Annotated in this window: 14 protein-coding genes; 4 read left to right on the top strand and 10 right to left on the bottom strand. The window is 73.4% G+C overall.

Going from position 1 to position 13,168, the window contains the following annotated elements; all coding sequences use genetic code 11:
- Nucleotides 1-54: 54 nt before the first annotated feature.
- Nucleotides 55-585: a MarR family winged helix-turn-helix transcriptional regulator gene (locus JXZ78_RS31835; protein ID WP_030021356.1), complete on the bottom strand. Its 531-nt coding sequence runs from the start codon at nt 583-585 to the stop codon at nt 55-57.
- A gap of 96 nt (nt 586-681) precedes the next feature.
- On the opposite strand from JXZ78_RS31835, the gene JXZ78_RS31830 reads away from it, so the two are divergent.
- Entirely contained in the window at nt 682-2,199 is a 1,518-nt protein-coding gene (locus tag JXZ78_RS31830; RefSeq protein WP_208870170.1) for an MFS transporter, read from the top strand.
- 69 nt (nt 2,200-2,268) lie between these two features.
- Here the strand turns inward: JXZ78_RS31830 and amaP are convergent, their stop codons facing one another.
- The 5 genes from amaP to JXZ78_RS31805 all read right to left on the bottom strand — a co-directional run bounded on the left by amaP (nt 2,269) and on the right by JXZ78_RS31805 (nt 4,844).
- Nucleotides 2,269-2,874 carry an alkaline shock response membrane anchor protein AmaP gene (amaP, locus tag JXZ78_RS31825; RefSeq protein ID WP_030021354.1) on the bottom strand — a complete coding sequence of 202 codons (606 nt, stop codon included), beginning with the start codon at nt 2,872-2,874 and terminating at the stop codon, nt 2,269-2,271.
- A gap of 8 nt (nt 2,875-2,882) precedes the next feature.
- Nucleotides 2,883-3,674: a DUF6286 domain-containing protein gene (locus JXZ78_RS31820; protein ID WP_030021353.1), complete on the bottom strand. Its 792-nt coding sequence runs from the start codon at nt 3,672-3,674 to the stop codon at nt 2,883-2,885.
- Nucleotides 3,671-4,075, bottom strand: a complete 405-nt coding sequence (locus JXZ78_RS31815) for an Asp23/Gls24 family envelope stress response protein (RefSeq protein ID WP_030021352.1) — start codon at nt 4,073-4,075, stop codon at nt 3,671-3,673. The genes JXZ78_RS31820 and JXZ78_RS31815 overlap by 4 nt, the downstream gene beginning before the upstream one ends.
- 6 nt (nt 4,076-4,081) lie before the next feature.
- Nucleotides 4,082-4,279 carry a hypothetical protein gene (locus tag JXZ78_RS31810; protein WP_030021351.1) on the bottom strand — a complete coding sequence of 66 codons (198 nt, stop codon included), beginning with the start codon at nt 4,277-4,279 and terminating at the stop codon, nt 4,082-4,084.
- Nucleotides 4,280-4,361: 82 nt separating this feature from the next.
- The gene (locus JXZ78_RS31805) at nt 4,362-4,844 is read right to left on the bottom strand and encodes an Asp23/Gls24 family envelope stress response protein (RefSeq protein ID WP_030021350.1); all 483 of its coding nucleotides are present in this window, start codon (nt 4,842-4,844) and stop codon (nt 4,362-4,364) included.
- A gap of 192 nt (nt 4,845-5,036) precedes the next feature.
- Here JXZ78_RS31805 and JXZ78_RS31800 point away from each other — a divergent pair, with 192 nt between their 5' ends.
- A complete protein-coding gene (locus JXZ78_RS31800) occupies nt 5,037-5,780 on the top strand; it encodes a hypothetical protein (RefSeq protein ID WP_030021349.1) in 744 nt (247 codons plus the stop codon).
- Nucleotides 5,781-5,796: 16 nt separating this feature from the next.
- Here JXZ78_RS31800 and JXZ78_RS31795 read toward each other — a convergent pair whose 3' ends face one another.
- The 3 genes from JXZ78_RS31795 to JXZ78_RS31785 form a co-directional block, all read right to left on the bottom strand.
- Entirely contained in the window at nt 5,797-6,576 is a 780-nt protein-coding gene (locus JXZ78_RS31795; RefSeq protein ID WP_030021348.1) for an enoyl-CoA hydratase/isomerase family protein, read from the bottom strand.
- Nucleotides 6,577-6,699: 123 nt separating this feature from the next.
- Nucleotides 6,700-6,921 carry a helix-turn-helix domain-containing protein gene (locus JXZ78_RS31790; RefSeq protein ID WP_030021347.1) on the bottom strand — a complete coding sequence of 74 codons (222 nt, stop codon included), beginning with the start codon at nt 6,919-6,921 and terminating at the stop codon, nt 6,700-6,702.
- Nucleotides 6,922-7,267: 346 nt separating this feature from the next.
- Entirely contained in the window at nt 7,268-8,866 is a 1,599-nt protein-coding gene (locus JXZ78_RS31785; protein WP_030021346.1) for an ABC-F family ATP-binding cassette domain-containing protein, read from the bottom strand.
- 539 nt (nt 8,867-9,405) lie between these two features.
- Here JXZ78_RS31785 and ypfJ point away from each other — a divergent pair.
- Complete coding sequence (ypfJ, locus tag JXZ78_RS31780; RefSeq protein WP_030021345.1) at nt 9,406-10,296, top strand: KPN_02809 family neutral zinc metallopeptidase; 891 nt, start codon at nt 9,406-9,408, stop codon at nt 10,294-10,296.
- 201 nt (nt 10,297-10,497) lie between these two features.
- The gene (locus tag JXZ78_RS31775; RefSeq protein ID WP_030021344.1) at nt 10,498-10,932 is read left to right on the top strand and encodes a VOC family protein; all 435 of its coding nucleotides are present in this window, start codon (nt 10,498-10,500) and stop codon (nt 10,930-10,932) included.
- Nucleotides 10,933-11,124: 192 nt separating this feature from the next.
- On the opposite strand, the gene JXZ78_RS31770 is transcribed toward JXZ78_RS31775, so the two are convergent.
- Nucleotides 11,125-12,693, bottom strand: coding sequence for a hypothetical protein (locus tag JXZ78_RS31770; RefSeq protein WP_238783504.1), 1,569 nt, complete (start codon nt 12,691-12,693; stop codon nt 11,125-11,127).
- Nucleotides 12,694-13,168: the final 475 nt, after the last annotated feature.

Genomic DNA, 13,168 nt, shown 5'->3' with positions numbered 1-13,168 from the left:
CCAACGCAACATGTCCCGGTCCGGAAGTCGGAGGCGTGGGGCATGTGCGCCCTGTCAGGGAGTCCGCCCATCCGGATCAGGGCTGCGGAGGGAGCGCGGTGTCACCGCGTCCCGTTCCGTGAGGTGGTTGTCCATGGCGGTGTTCAGGTCAGCCATGAACGCTTCGACCTGTGCCAGGAACTGGGGCGGATAGTGCGACATCGCGGCGTCGAGGCGGTGGGCGAGCGGGCCGAAGAACTCGTCCGCCCGCTCCTGGATGTGCCCGCCGCCGCGCAGTGTGACGATGCGCCGGTCGGAGTGCTCGCGGGCCCGCGTGATGTGCCCCGCCGCTTCGAGACGGTTCAGCAGCGCGGTGGTGGCGCCCGTGGACAGGGAGATCCGCTCGCTCAGCCGCGCCGGTGACAGGGGCGTGCCGCGCTCCTCGGCGGCGGCGATCTCCAAGACGGCGGTCGCGTCCGTGGAGTGCAGGCCCAGCCAGGCGGCGAAGCGCCGGCTGAGTTCGGCGTAGTGGCCGCCGTGGATCCTCAGCGACTCCATCAGCCGCTCACGCTGCTCCGCGACACCGTCGCGCACTGCTTCCTCCATGCTTCCGGCCTTCTCTCCTGTCCCGCGGTCCGCACGGTCGTCCCGCTTTGACAACCTACCGCCACCACTTTACCTTCATGATGGAATTACTTCACCATGGAGGTACCTGGCGTGCACGACCCGTCCCCCGCCCCTGTCGAGACGGCCGAGCCCTACCGGTGGCGGTGGCTGATCCTGGCGGTGATGATCGTCGCGGAGATCATGGATCTCCTGGACGCCTCGATCGTCAACGTCGCCGGACCGGACCTGGAGACGTCCCTCGGCGCCGGTTCCGTCGGACTGCAGTGGGTGATCGGCGGCTACGCCCTCACCCTGGGCGCCGGGCTCGTGCTCGGCGGCCGGCTCGGCGACCGCTACGGGCGACGCCGGATGTTCCTGATCGGGCTGGCGGCCTTCACCGTGAGCTCGCTGCTGTGCGCGACGGCGCCGAACATCGAGTCGCTGATCGCTTTCCGGCTGCTGCAGGGCATCGCCGGAGCGATGCTGCTGCCCCAGGGTCTGGGCCTGCTGCGGGAGAACTTCTCCGGCCCCGAACTCACCAAGGCCTTCGCGATCTTCGGACCCGTGCTCGGCCTGGGCGGCATCATCGGCCCGGTCCTGGGCGGCTTCCTCATCGAGGGCGACTTCTTCGGCCTCGGCTGGCGGTCGGTGTTTTTGATCAACCTGCCCATCGGCATCGCGGCACTGATCGTCGCCGCGACGTTCGTGCCCAAGAAGGCGGGCGACCGTACCGTACGGGTCGACATGACCGGCGCCGCCCTGGTCGTGGCGTCCTGCGCCCTGCTGGTGCTGCCGCTCAACCAGGGGCAGGAGAACGGCTGGCCGCTGTGGACGTGGCTGTCCATGGCCGCCTCGGTGCTCGGTTTCGCCCTCTTCGCCCTCCGGCAGCGCCGCACGGCCGCCGCGGGCCGCGAGCCGCTGGTGACCCCGGCCCTGCTGCGCAAGCCGGCCTTCACCGTCGGGCTCGGCGGTATCGCCCTGTTCTTCGGCGGGCTCATCGGCACCCAGCTCGTGCTGACCCTGTTCCTGCAGATCGGCCGGCACTTCACTGCCGGTGACGCGGGGCTGGGCAATCTGCCCCTCGCCGTGGGGACCGCGATCGGCGGCGCCGTCAGCGGCGCGTTCCTCGCCGACAAGATCGGCCGCAAGGTGCTCCAGATCGGACCGCTCGTCCAACTGGCCGGCGCGGCCGTGCTGTGGTGCGAGCTCGACGGCCTCGACGCCGCCTCGTTCTCGATCTGGGACATCGTTCCCGGCGTGGCGGTGGCGGGCGTCGGCGCCGGCATGGTGATCGCTGCCCTGTTCAGCTTCATCCTGGCCGCGGTCGACGACGACGAGATCGGTTCCGCCTCCGGTGTCCTGTCGGCGGTCCAGGCAGTCGGCGGCTCCCTCGGCGTCGCGGTCTTCGGCTCGGTGTTCTTCGCCCGGGCCGAGGCCGGTGACTTCACCGGCGGCTTCCACCGCGCGCTGCTCGTCCAGGCGTGCCTGCTGGTGGCCTTCTTCGCGATCACCTTCCTGCTGCCCGAGAAGGGCCGCCCCGAAGAAGAGCAGCACGGCATCGCCCCCGAGACGACGGCCAACGGCTCCGGCACCGAGCAGCACCTCACCGTCTGAGCCTTGGCTGGGGACCGTGCGCGAAGCGGCGAACCGCACCGAAAGGCGCACGCCTCGCGATGTGCCCCGCTAAGTCACCCGCTCCGCCCGGTGCTTGACCGCCCGCAGCCGTACCTCGGCAGGCAGCCGTTCCAGGCCGGCCGAGGTGCGGGCGTGGGTGATGGACTCCGAGGAGAGGCGGGCGATCACGGCGCAGGGGTTCGCGTGCGGGGCGAGTGCCAGGCCGGCTCGTACGCGGGGTTCGGTGCGGCGGCCGGTGAGGTGGACGCGGGCCCGGTCGACCCCGTCCAGCGACTCGGACTCGGCCGTCAGGACGTTCTCCAGCGCGCGGCCGCGCAGCTGGGCGCCCTCGCCGTCGCCGCTGTCCACGAGGATCTCGCGCAGCCGGTGCCGCCGGAACTGGCACAGCAGCCACCACAGCGCCAGCAGGACGAGGACGGCCAGGACCGCGATGACCACCGGCCACCACCAGCCGCTGTCCGTCCAGCGGGTGCGGTCCGCGTCGCGCAGCAGCACGTCGTCGGGCCGGGACCAGCGTCCGCCGGTCGGCAGGTCGAAGCCCCACTTGCCCGGCAGGTCGAAGCCGCCGAGCAGCACCGTGGCGCCGACAACGATCAGGACCAGGCCCGTCAGGGCCAGCAGTACCCGGTTGACCGTTCGCAGGACCTTGCGCATCGTCGTGCTCACCTCTTCGCCGACCGGCGCACCCGTACGGACAGCGCCGGACGCCGGGCGAGGCCCAGCTGCCGCAGCCCGTCGCCGAGCGCCGTGTTCAGGTCGCTCCGTACCTCGTCCAGTTCGCGGAAGTGCGAGACCGCGCGTGCCTTGGCCCGGCGGCGGCCGACGGCGACCCGTACGGACTGCACGCCCGGCACCTCCATGGCCCGGTCGCGCAGCACCAGGGCGGCCGCGGCGCGGTCCAGGCCGCCGCGTACGTCCGGTGTCGTGCGCCGCATCGGCAGCACGCCGCGCAGGCCGGGGGTCAGCGCCAGCACCAGCAGCCAGATGCCGAGGGCCACGGCCACCGCGGCGCCCGCGAGGACCCAGACGTCGTCCAGGTGGCGGGACGCCAGCTCGGTGGCGAGGCGTTTGCGCCAGGCCATCGCGGGGCGGTCGGCGCGTACGGCGGCCACGTCGTACAGCAGCAGTCCGGCGGCGCCGAGCACGACGAGCGCGACCAGTGTGGACGGTACGCGCCGGGCCGCCCAGAAGCGCCGGGCCCGGCCGCCGCCGTCCGTCTCCTCGCGGGGGGACTGCCCGGTGTCCGCCGGGCCGGTCTGCCCGGGGCCGCCGCCCGGAGGGCCGGAATCGCCCCGGGGGTCCGGGTTGTCCGGGCCGTCCGAAGGACCGGAGCCGCCCTGACCGGAAGGAGTGCCGGGGCCGCCCTCGCCGGGCGGGACCGCCGTGGCGCCCGCCGACTTGTCGAGGGTGGGCAGCCGCTGGGTGTGCCGCAGATCGGGATCGTCGTCGTTCATCGCACCCTCCCCCGGCCGGACCGCTCCATCTGGGGCGCGTGCAGCCGCTCGACCTGGACGGACACCTCGGGCACCGACATGCCGGCCAGTTCGCGGACCCGCTGGGTGACCTGCCGTCGTACGGCGCCGCACTGGGCGCCGATGTCGGAGGGGTAGCCCAGTTCGACGGCGACCCGTACCCGGGCCTCGCCGAAGTCCCGCCGTCCGTCGCGCCGGCGCACCGTCACCGACGCGTGGGCATCGGCGGGTTCCGTGGACGCGTCGCGCAGGGCCTCGCGGGCGGCCTGCGCGGCGATCTTGGCCACGACCCGGTCCGCGATCCTCGTGGCGCCCCGTTCACCGGCCGGTACGGCCGGCTGGGCGGCGCCGGGTGCCGCGGCCGCGGGGGACACGGTCGCCACCGGGCGTCACCTCCGCCGGTCGTCGCGGTCGCCCGTACGGGTCCGGAAGAACTCCCCGGCCTCCAAGTCGCCGTCCACGAACTTCCCGACGATGAATCCGATGGCGCCCAGCGCCGCCACCAGCACAAAGGCCCCGAAACCGCCGAAGTATCCGGCGAAGCCCAGCGCCATTCCGGCCAACAGACCGACCACGGCCATGCTCATCTACGCGCTTCCCTTCGCTACCACCCCGGCCGGGTCCTGCGGAGCGGAGCCCCGGCGCCTGTCGTCTGGAGGACCGGCCCGCCTACTGGAGGCGCGGCTCCTCGTCGTCCTCGTCCTCCTCGTCGTCGGGCAGTTTCACGTCGCTCACCGCGATGTTGACCTCGACGACCTCCAGGCCCGTCATCCGCTCCACGGCGGAGATGACGTTCTCCCGTACGGCCCGGGCGAGGTCCGCGATGGAGACGCCGTACTCGACGACGATCTCCAGGTCCAGCGCGGTCTGCACCTCGCCGACCTCGGCCTTGACGCCGCGGGTCACCGACTTGCTGCCGCCGGGCACCCGGTCGCGCACCGCGCCGAGCGTGCGGGCGAAGCCGCTGCCCATCGCGTGCACGCCCATGACGTCGCGGGCCGCCATGCCGGCGATCTTCTCCACGACACCGTCGGCGATGGTGGTACGCCCACGGGTCGCGGGGTCGCCGCCGCCCCGCTTGGTCCCCAGCGTCTTGCCCTGCGAGTCTCCGGTCCGCGGCTCGGGCCGGTTACCTTGTGCGCTCTCGGTCATCGCCGATCGTCCCTTTCCGAGGGGTCGGAGCTGCCAGCCGCTCCGTTTTCCACAGTAAGGCGGCTTCCCCGGGCCCGCTGCGGGGATGCGGCAGCGGAGTGGTCGGGTTGCCGCCATTCGGGTATGCGACCCTGCCGCCCGGCCGGGTGTGCGGCAAGGTGGAAGGACTGTTCGGGAAAGAGGTGACGGCCGGTGGCCGGTGACCAGTTGGTGACGGCGGTACGACGGCAGCTCGGACTCGGCCGGCTGCTGCCGCTGGGCGGCCCGTCGGACGGGGCGTGGATCGCCGAGCGGGCGGCCGCCGGGGTGCTGCGGGAGGCGGGCGACGCGCTGCCGGGGCTGCGGATCGGTACGCTCCGGCTGTCCGTGGCGGACGCGGACGCCGCGCCGGAAGCGGCGGTCCCGTCACCGCCGAGCGCGCTGCCGCCGGGACCGCTGCTGATCGAGACGGAAGTCGCCGCCACGGCCGGGCGCCCGGTTCCGGCTTCCGCGGGCCTGCTGCGGGAAGCGCTGCTGGCGTGTGCGGCGGAGCGGCTGGGCCTGGAGGTGTCCGTCGTCGATGTGCGGGTCACGGACCTGCTCGACGAGGGGGAAGAGGCAGCGGGCGGAGGCCGGGACGACGACGCTCCTCCCGGTGGCGCGCCGGGCGGGAGCGGGGCCACGGCCGACGCCGGCTCTCTGGAGACGGCCGCGCTGCGGGTCCCGGGAGTCGTTCGTCTCGTACCGGCCCTGGGTGCGCTGTCCCGGCCGGTCCGCGTGGAGGACGGGCACGTACTCGTCCAACTGGCCGTCGCGCCGGACCGGCGGACGCTGGACGTGGCGCGGGACGTACGCGACGCGGTCGGGACAGCGGCGGACGCCGGGCAGCCGGCGGACGGTGAGCGCTCCACCGTCGCGGTGCTCGTCGCCGCCCTCGAACCGCCCGACGCCTCCTGAGCCGCGCGGCGCGCGGCTACTCGCCCAGGCCCGCCAGGTCGCGCAGCCGTCGTGCCTGCGCGGCGCGTTCGGCGGCGCGCTGCTCCTCGTACGTACGGGAGGCGGCGCCCATGAGCAGGGCCTTGGTCTCGATGACGGCGTCCCGCGGCGCGGCGACGAGGGCTCCCGCCAGGTCGGCGACGGCACCGTCCAGGTCGGCGGCGGGCACCACGAGGTTGGCCAGGCCGATGCGTTCGGCCTCGTCGGCGTGGACGAAGCGGCCGGTGGCGCAGATCTCCAGCGCGCGGGCGTAGCCGACCAGGGCGACCAGGGGGTGGGTGCCGGTCAGGTCCGGCACCAGTCCGAGGCTGGTCTCCCGCATGGCGAACTGCGCGTCGTCGGCGCACACCCGCAGGTCGCAGGCGAGTGCGAGCTGGAAGCCGGCGCCGATCGCGTGGCCCTGGACAGCGGCGATGGACACCACGTCGTTCCGCCGCCACCAGGTGAACGCTTCCTGGTACTCGGCGATGATGGCGTCCAATTCACTGTCCGGGCCGCGTGCCATGTCGAGGAACGACGGCTCGCCGTCGAAGCCTTCGGGCGTGAACGCCTGCCGGTCCAGGCCGGCGGAGAAGGACTTGCCCTCGCCGCGCAGCACCACGATCCGGACGTCTCCCGGCACCAGTGATCCGGCCTCGGCCAGCGCCCGCCACATGGCGGGCGACTGCGCGTTGCGTTTGGCCGGTCCGGCGAGGGTCACCGTGGCGATCACGTCGTCCACGGTGAGCCGCACACCGTCCTTGTCGAGCAGGGTCATGGAGCGCCTCCGAGTCAGTCAGCCGACCGCACGTGTGCGTGCTTAAGTGACTGAACAGTAACCACCCGGTCGCCTGCTCGACCGACCGGGTGGCACCGTAGCTCCCGGAGCGGAACGCCTCGGTCAGGCCGAGGCGGCCTTCTTGCCCCTGGTGGCTCCGCCACGACCACGCAGGGTCACACCGGATTCGCTGAGCATCCGGTGCACGAACCCGTAGGAGCGGCCGGTCTCTTCGGCCAGCGCCCGGATGCTCGCTCCGGAGTCGTACTTCTTCTTCAGGTCTGCCGCGAGCTTCTCGCGCGCGGCGCCGGTAACCCGGCTGCCCTTCTTCAGAGTCTCGGCCACCCGTGCCTCCTCGTGGGAAGTGCGCTCTGGACTCTCATGATCACCCCTTCCCGCGTTCCTGGCCACCCATTCAGCAAGGTCCGTGGGACATCGTTTGGCGTCGCGGGCGCCGTATTGACTCTTGGAATTAGGGGTTCCGTTAGGAATTTCACCGCTCCGACCACGGGTTTCGCCGCGAATGAGCAGGTCAGAGGGGGCTGGTACGAAATGATGACGGCCGGGCCCCTGGGGCCCGGCCGTCACAGGGAGGCTCGCCGATGTACGAGCCGCTCTCACTCAGATGATGGATCACCCGTCGGCCGAATGATCCATACGCCCTTGATCCCTCCCGGCCCTCGGGCGGCCCTCAGGCCAGCGCGACGAGGTCCGCGTAGTCCTGGCCCCACAGGTCCTCGACACCGTCGGGCAGCAGGATGATGCGCTCCGGCTGGAGGGCGTCCACCGCGCCCTCGTCGTGGGAGACCAGCACCACGGCGCCGGTGAAGGTGTGCAGCGCGCCGAGGATCTCCTCGCGGCTGGCCGGGTCGAGGTTGTTGGTCGGCTCGTCCAGCAGCAGCACGTTGGCGGAGGAGACGACCAGGGTGGCCAGCGCCAGCCGGGTCTTCTCGCCGCCGGAGAGCACACCCGCCGGCTTGTCGACGTCGTCGCCGGAGAACAGGAAGGAGCCGAGCGTCTTGCGGATCTCGACCAGGTCCATGTCCGGCGCGGCCGAGCGCATGTTCTCCAGGACCGTGCGGTCCGGGTCCAGCGTCTCGTGCTCCTGGGCGTAGTAGCCCAGCTTCAGGCCGTGCCCGGGGCGCACCTCGCCGGTGTCCGGCTTCTCCACCCCCGCCAGCAGCCGCAGCAGCGTCGTCTTGCCCGCGCCGTTCAGGCCGAGGATGACGACCCGTGAGCCCTTGTCGATGGCCAGGTCGACGTCGGTGAAGATCTCCAGCGAGCCGTACGACTTCGACAGGCCCTCGGCGGTCAGCGGGGTCTTGCCGCAGGGCGCGGGGTCCGGGAAGCGCAGCTTGGCGACCTTGTCGGAGGCGCGCTTGGCGTCCAGCCCGGCGAGCAGCTTGTCGGCGCGCTTGGCCATGTTCTGCGCGGCGACGGTCTTGGTGGCCTTGGCGCGCATCTTGTCGGCCTGCGAGTGCAGCTGCGCGGCCTTCTTCTCGGCGTTGGCGCGCTCGCGCTTGCGGCGCTTCTCGTCGGCCTCGCGCTGCTGCTGGTAGAGCTTCCAGCCCATGTTGTAGATGTCGATCTCGGAGCGGTTGGCGTCCAGGTAGAACACCTTGTTCACCACGGTCTCGACCAGGTCGACGTCGTGGGAGATCACGATGAAGCCGCCGCGGTAGTTCTTCAGGTAGTCGCGCAGCCAGACGATCGAGTCGGCGTCGAGGTGGTTGGTCGGCTCGTCCAGGAGCAGCGTGTCGGAGTCCGAGAAGAGGATCCGGGCCAGCTCGACGCGGCGCCGCTGGCCGCCGGAGAGGGTGTGCAGGGGCTGGCCGAGGATGCGGTCCGGCAGACCCAGGCTGGCGGCGATGGTCGCGGCCTCCGCCTCGGCCGCGTAGCCGCCCTTGGTCAGGAACTCCGTCTCCAGGCGCTCGTACTTCTTCATCGCCTTTTCGCGGGTGGCGCCCTTGCCGTTGGACATCCGGTCCTCGTTCTCGCGCATCTTGCGCAGGACCTCGTCCAGACCGCGGGCGGACAGGATGCGGTCGCGGGCGAGGACGTCGAGGTCGCCGGTGCGCGGGTCCTGCGGCAGGTAGCCGACGTCGCCGGAGCGGGTGACCGTGCCGGCGGCGGGGATGCCCTCGCCCGCCAGGACCTTGGTGAGGGTCGTCTTGCCCGCTCCGTTGCGGCCGACCAGGCCGATCCGGTCGCCCTTGGCGATACGGAAGGAGGCGGACTCGATGAGGACGCGGGCGCCGGCGCGCAGCTCCAGGCCGGAGGCGGTGATCAAGGGAAGACTCCAGGGCAGATGAGGACAGCGGAAAGGACGGGGGTGATCACAGCCGCGCGGCGCGCCCCGTACACGGCACAAGTCTGTGCGGACGGGCGGCGGTGGGCGGCGTGCCGGCGCCGTCTAATGCACGAGGAGAATTGCCATACGGACCAGTCTAGCGGTGACGTGCAAGCAGTTTTCCCGGGCTGCCGGAGGGCCGGGATCCGGTCGTGGTAGGGCCGTGGGGCGGTCGGGGTGAGGCCGTGAGGCCGGGAGGCCGGGAGGCCGGGAGGCCGGGAGGCCGGGAGGCCGGGAGGCGGTCGGGGTGGGGCGGTCGGGGTGGGGTGGTGATCCGGTTGCGGTGCGGTCGTGGTCCGGCCGTACGGGCCCGCTGTGAGCCGGCCCTCGGGGCGCACCTCCCCCCGGCCCCGCCTGACTGCCGTCCCCCTCCCCCTCGTCCGTTCGGACGCCCGGGGTCGCGGCCCGGCGGTGGGCGCGGCTGGATGGGGCGAGGCGGTGTGCGCCGCCGGGAGGGCATGGCGGAGGGCGGTGCGGCCATGCGGTTCGACGACGACGCCGGACTGGACACCTCGCAGGTCCAGGACCGGCGCGGCAGCCGGCTGCCCGGCGGGCGGGCCACGGTCGGGGGCGGACTGGCGGGGCTGATCGCGCTCGTCGCCGGCCTGTTCTTCGGCATCGGCCCCGACGAACTGGGACTGACGGAGTCGGACCATCCCCCGCAAGCCACCGCTTCCTCGTCGGAACGGGTGCAGGAGCAATGCCGGACCGGGCAGGACGCCAACAGCAGGGAGGACTGCCGGATCGTGGCGGTCGTCAACAGCGCCCAGTCCTTCTGGCAGCGGGAGTTCCGGCGGCGGGGCGCCTCGTACGGACGGGCGCCGACAGTGTTCTTCACCGGCCGGACGGACACCGCGTGCGGGGCCGCGACCTCGGCCGTCGGGCCGTTCTACTGTCCCGGGGACCGCAAGGTCTACCTGGACCTGGACTTCTTCCGCGAGCTGCGGACGAAGTTCGGCGCCGAGGGCGGGCCGTTCGCGCAGGCGTACGTGGTGGCGCACGAGTACGGGCACCACGTGCAGAACTTGGCGGGCACGCTGCGCCGGTCCCAGGGCGGGCGGCCCGGCGCGGACAGCGACGCCGTCAAGGTGGAGCTCCAGGCCGACTGCTACGCGGGCGTGTGGGCCCGGCACGCCACCGGCACGCCCGAGGAGACCACCGGGCGGCCGCTGATCACCGATCTCACCGAGGCGGACGTACGGGACGGGCTCGACGCGGCGGCCGCGGTCGGCGACGACCGGATCCAGGAGCGGTTCCAGGGCCGGGTCACCCCGGAGAGCTGGACGCACGGGTCGGCTGCGCAGCGGCAGCGGTGGTTCTCGGCCGGGCTCCGCACGGGGGACGCCGGGCGCTGCGACACGTTCCGCTGAGTCCGCCGGAGCGGCGGGCGGGCGGGTGAGCGGTTCGGTGCGCTTCGGTGCGGTTCGGTGCTTCTCGGAGCAGCGTGGTGCGGTGCGGCGCTGGTCAGAGGCTGTTCGGGGGGCGTTGTCAGACCCTGGTGCCAGACTGTGATGTGGGTCTCATGGCGGGGCTCGGAACGACCTGATCGCAGGATGGGAAAGGTGATCGTCATGACCGACGTGGCGGCAGGCGCGGCAGGGACTGCGGGCTCTCCCACGTTCTGCCCGACGTTGCAGTACCGCGACGCGAAGGCGGCGGTCAAGCAGCTCACGGAAGCCTTCGGCTTCACGCGGAGCGCGCTGTACGAGAGCGAGGACGGCACCGTGCTGCACGCCGAGCTGTCCTTCGGCAACGGTGTGGTGATGCTGGGCTCGAAGAGCGTCGGCGGGGCGTACCAGGAGGCACTGGGCGACGGCGGCCCGGTCGGTGTGTACGTGACCGTCGCGGACCCGGACGCGCATCACCGCCGGGCCGAGCAGGCCGGGGTGGAGATAGCGCTGCCGCTCACGGACCAGGACTACGGCTCCCGGGACTACACGGCCCGCGACCTGGAGGGCAATCTCTGGACGTTCGGCACGTACGCACCGGCGGTGCCGAAGGCCTGAAGGGCGGCTGAGGATTCGGGACACCGGGGAGGCGCTGAGGGAGGTGCTGGGGAGGTGCTGAGGGAGCGTTGAGGAGGAGCTGATAGGGCACTGAAGGGGTGCTGGCGCGCGCTCGCCTGGGATCGCGCGTCGGCGAAAGGGGCGGAGCCGTCGGGTGCCGTTCCGGGGGCGGGCGCCCGCCCCCGGGAGACGTCACGCGCCGCCGGTGTGCACCTGGAAGGCGGCGCGGCGGACGGCCTTGGCGAGGGCCGGGTCCGGGTGGGCGGCGGCCAGGGCGACCAGTACCTGCACGGTGCGCGGGTGGCCGACGGCCCGTACCTCCTCCAGCAGGCGCGGGACCGAGCCCTGGACGGCCGAGTCGAGGTGCCGGATCAGCAGCTGGCTCTCGCCGTGGTCGGCGACGGCCGCGGCGGTGTCCACCCACAGCCAGGTGGACTCTTCGCGGGTGAGCACGTCCGGCGCGGTCTCCGGGTCACCGCCCTCGTGCTCGACCAGCCAGAGCAGGGCGTACGGGCGCAGCGCGGCCTCGTCGGCGGCGGCGCGTACGGCCGGTTCGGCGGGCGCGCCGACGGCGCGCAGGGCCTCGAAGGCGAGGCCGCGCAGCAGCGCGTCCTCGCCGCGGGCGACGTCGAGGAGTTCCTCGACGGCGCTGCCCGCCGACCGGGCGGCGAGCCAGGCGCGGTATTCGGCGCGCGCCGGGCCCGGGGTCAGCCGGGCGCAGCCGCGCAGCATCGCCTCGGCGGACTGCTCGATGTTGCCCGCCGGGCTCTGGGCGGCGACGCAGATCTGCTCCAGCTTGACCCAGACCGACCAGTTGCCGAGGGGGGTGAGCAGGGCTTCGCGTTCGGCGGGCACACCGGTCTTGGCGCCGTCGCGCACGACGAGTGCCCCGACGGCGGCGAGGCCTTCCAGCGACCAGTCCAGGAGCTCCGCGAGTGACACCCCCGCGGTGTCACCCGCCGCTCCGCCGCGCGCCGCTCCCGAGGCTGTGCCCGGGGCCGTGCCCTGGCCTGTGCCCGGGTCCGGGGTCACCCCCGGGTCCGGGGTCACCCCCGGGTCCGGGTCCGCCCCCGGGTCCGTACCCGCGGCGGTGCCCGGGGCCGGTCCCGCGTCCGGGGCGCGGTCCGGGCCGTACGGCACCTCGCAGCGTTCGGTACGGAGTTCGGCGACGCGCTGTTCCAGCATGTCCAGCAGGACCGGGAGCCGCACCGGGCCGGCCGACAGGTGCAGCAGGGACAGCAACTGCGGCACGGCCTCGACGACCTCGGCGACGGCGGTCGGCCCGGCGCCGGGGGGCGCGGGGCGCGCCAGCGACCAGGCGTCGAAGAGCGCGACCCAGCCGCGCAGCGCGGCGGTGTCGTCGCGCTCCCAGGCACGCAGCCGCCAGCCCGGGCGGGCCACGCCGCCGTGCAGTTCGACGAGTCCGGCCAGCCGGGCCAGGTCCCAGTCCGTACGGACCTGGTCCGGGGTCAGCCGCAGGTCGTCCGCCGCCTGTTCGGCGACGTCCGCCGGGAGGGCACCGTCCGTGCCGGCCCGCAGCCCGGCGCCCGCGCCGTGCTCGCCGTCGGCCCAGCGGGCGAGACGTACGGCACCGGCCAGACCGGCACGGGCCTGCCGGGCCAGTTCCGCGGGCGGCGGTGTGCCCTGGGGCGGCCGGGGCGCCGGCCGGGCGGCCCGGGTGCTCACCGCTCGGCGGGCGGCGGCAATCGGTTGACGGGGGACGAGTCGGAGCCGGGAGTCGCGCGGAGTACGGGACGTCACAGGTGCAGTCTTCCCGCTGACGGCCCGAAAGCCCAATCGGAACGGTCGGTACGTTCCGGCGGCCCGACGCACGAGGGGCGCACGGGGCGGCCGGCACGGACCGTACGAGTGGGCCACCAGGGCCTGTACGGGGAGTGGCCGCAGGCCGTACGAAGGGGCGGCCCCGGGGCGCGCGCGGGGTGGCCACCGTCCGTAGGGCCGGGTCACCACGGGCCGCCCGGGTGCCGCGGACCGTGCCGACAGGCCATCACGACACGGGCAAGTCGCCGTCGGGGGCGGGGGCGCGATGGCACGGGCGGCGATGCCACAGGAACGGGCCGCGCTGAGGAAGGCGTGTGAACACGTGAAGGCCCGAGGGCCCGAGGGCGCGCGGGCTCGGAACGGCCGGAGGAGGCGGAAACGGAACGGCACCGAGGGCTGCGGGAAAGACCGTCCCGAGGCACGCAGGGACGGTCCAGCCGGAGGACGCCCGGAA

The organism is Streptomyces monomycini (genome assembly GCF_022271435.1).
GTDB classification, from domain to species: domain Bacteria; phylum Actinomycetota; class Actinomycetes; order Streptomycetales; family Streptomycetaceae; genus Streptomyces; species Streptomyces monomycini.
The sequence above is the reverse complement of the archived record's forward strand: the minus strand, read 5'-3'. Positions and strand labels throughout refer to the sequence as shown.

Excerpts from the sequence above, each read along its gene's own strand:
- JXZ78_RS31795 (WP_030021348.1), bottom strand. The coding sequence starts at position 6,576 with ATGACCCTGCTCGACAAGGACGGTGTGCGGCTCACCGTGGACGACGTG.
- JXZ78_RS31830 (WP_208870170.1), top strand. The coding sequence starts at position 682 with ATGGAGGTACCTGGCGTGCACGACCCGTCCCCCGCCCCTGTCGAGACG.
- JXZ78_RS31775 (WP_030021344.1), top strand. The coding sequence starts at position 10,498 with ATGACCGACGTGGCGGCAGGCGCGGCAGGGACTGCGGGCTCTCCCACG.
- JXZ78_RS31810 (WP_030021351.1), bottom strand. The coding sequence starts at position 4,279 with ATGAGCATGGCCGTGGTCGGTCTGTTGGCCGGAATGGCGCTGGGCTTC.
- ypfJ (WP_030021345.1), top strand. The coding sequence starts at position 9,406 with ATGCGGTTCGACGACGACGCCGGACTGGACACCTCGCAGGTCCAGGAC.
- amaP (WP_030021354.1), bottom strand. The coding sequence starts at position 2,874 with ATGCGCAAGGTCCTGCGAACGGTCAACCGGGTACTGCTGGCCCTGACG.
- JXZ78_RS31835 (WP_030021356.1), bottom strand. The coding sequence starts at position 585 with ATGGAGGAAGCAGTGCGCGACGGTGTCGCGGAGCAGCGTGAGCGGCTG.
- JXZ78_RS31820 (WP_030021353.1), bottom strand. The coding sequence starts at position 3,674 with ATGAACGACGACGATCCCGATCTGCGGCACACCCAGCGGCTGCCCACC.
- JXZ78_RS31805 (WP_030021350.1), bottom strand. The coding sequence starts at position 4,844 with ATGACCGAGAGCGCACAAGGTAACCGGCCCGAGCCGCGGACCGGAGAC.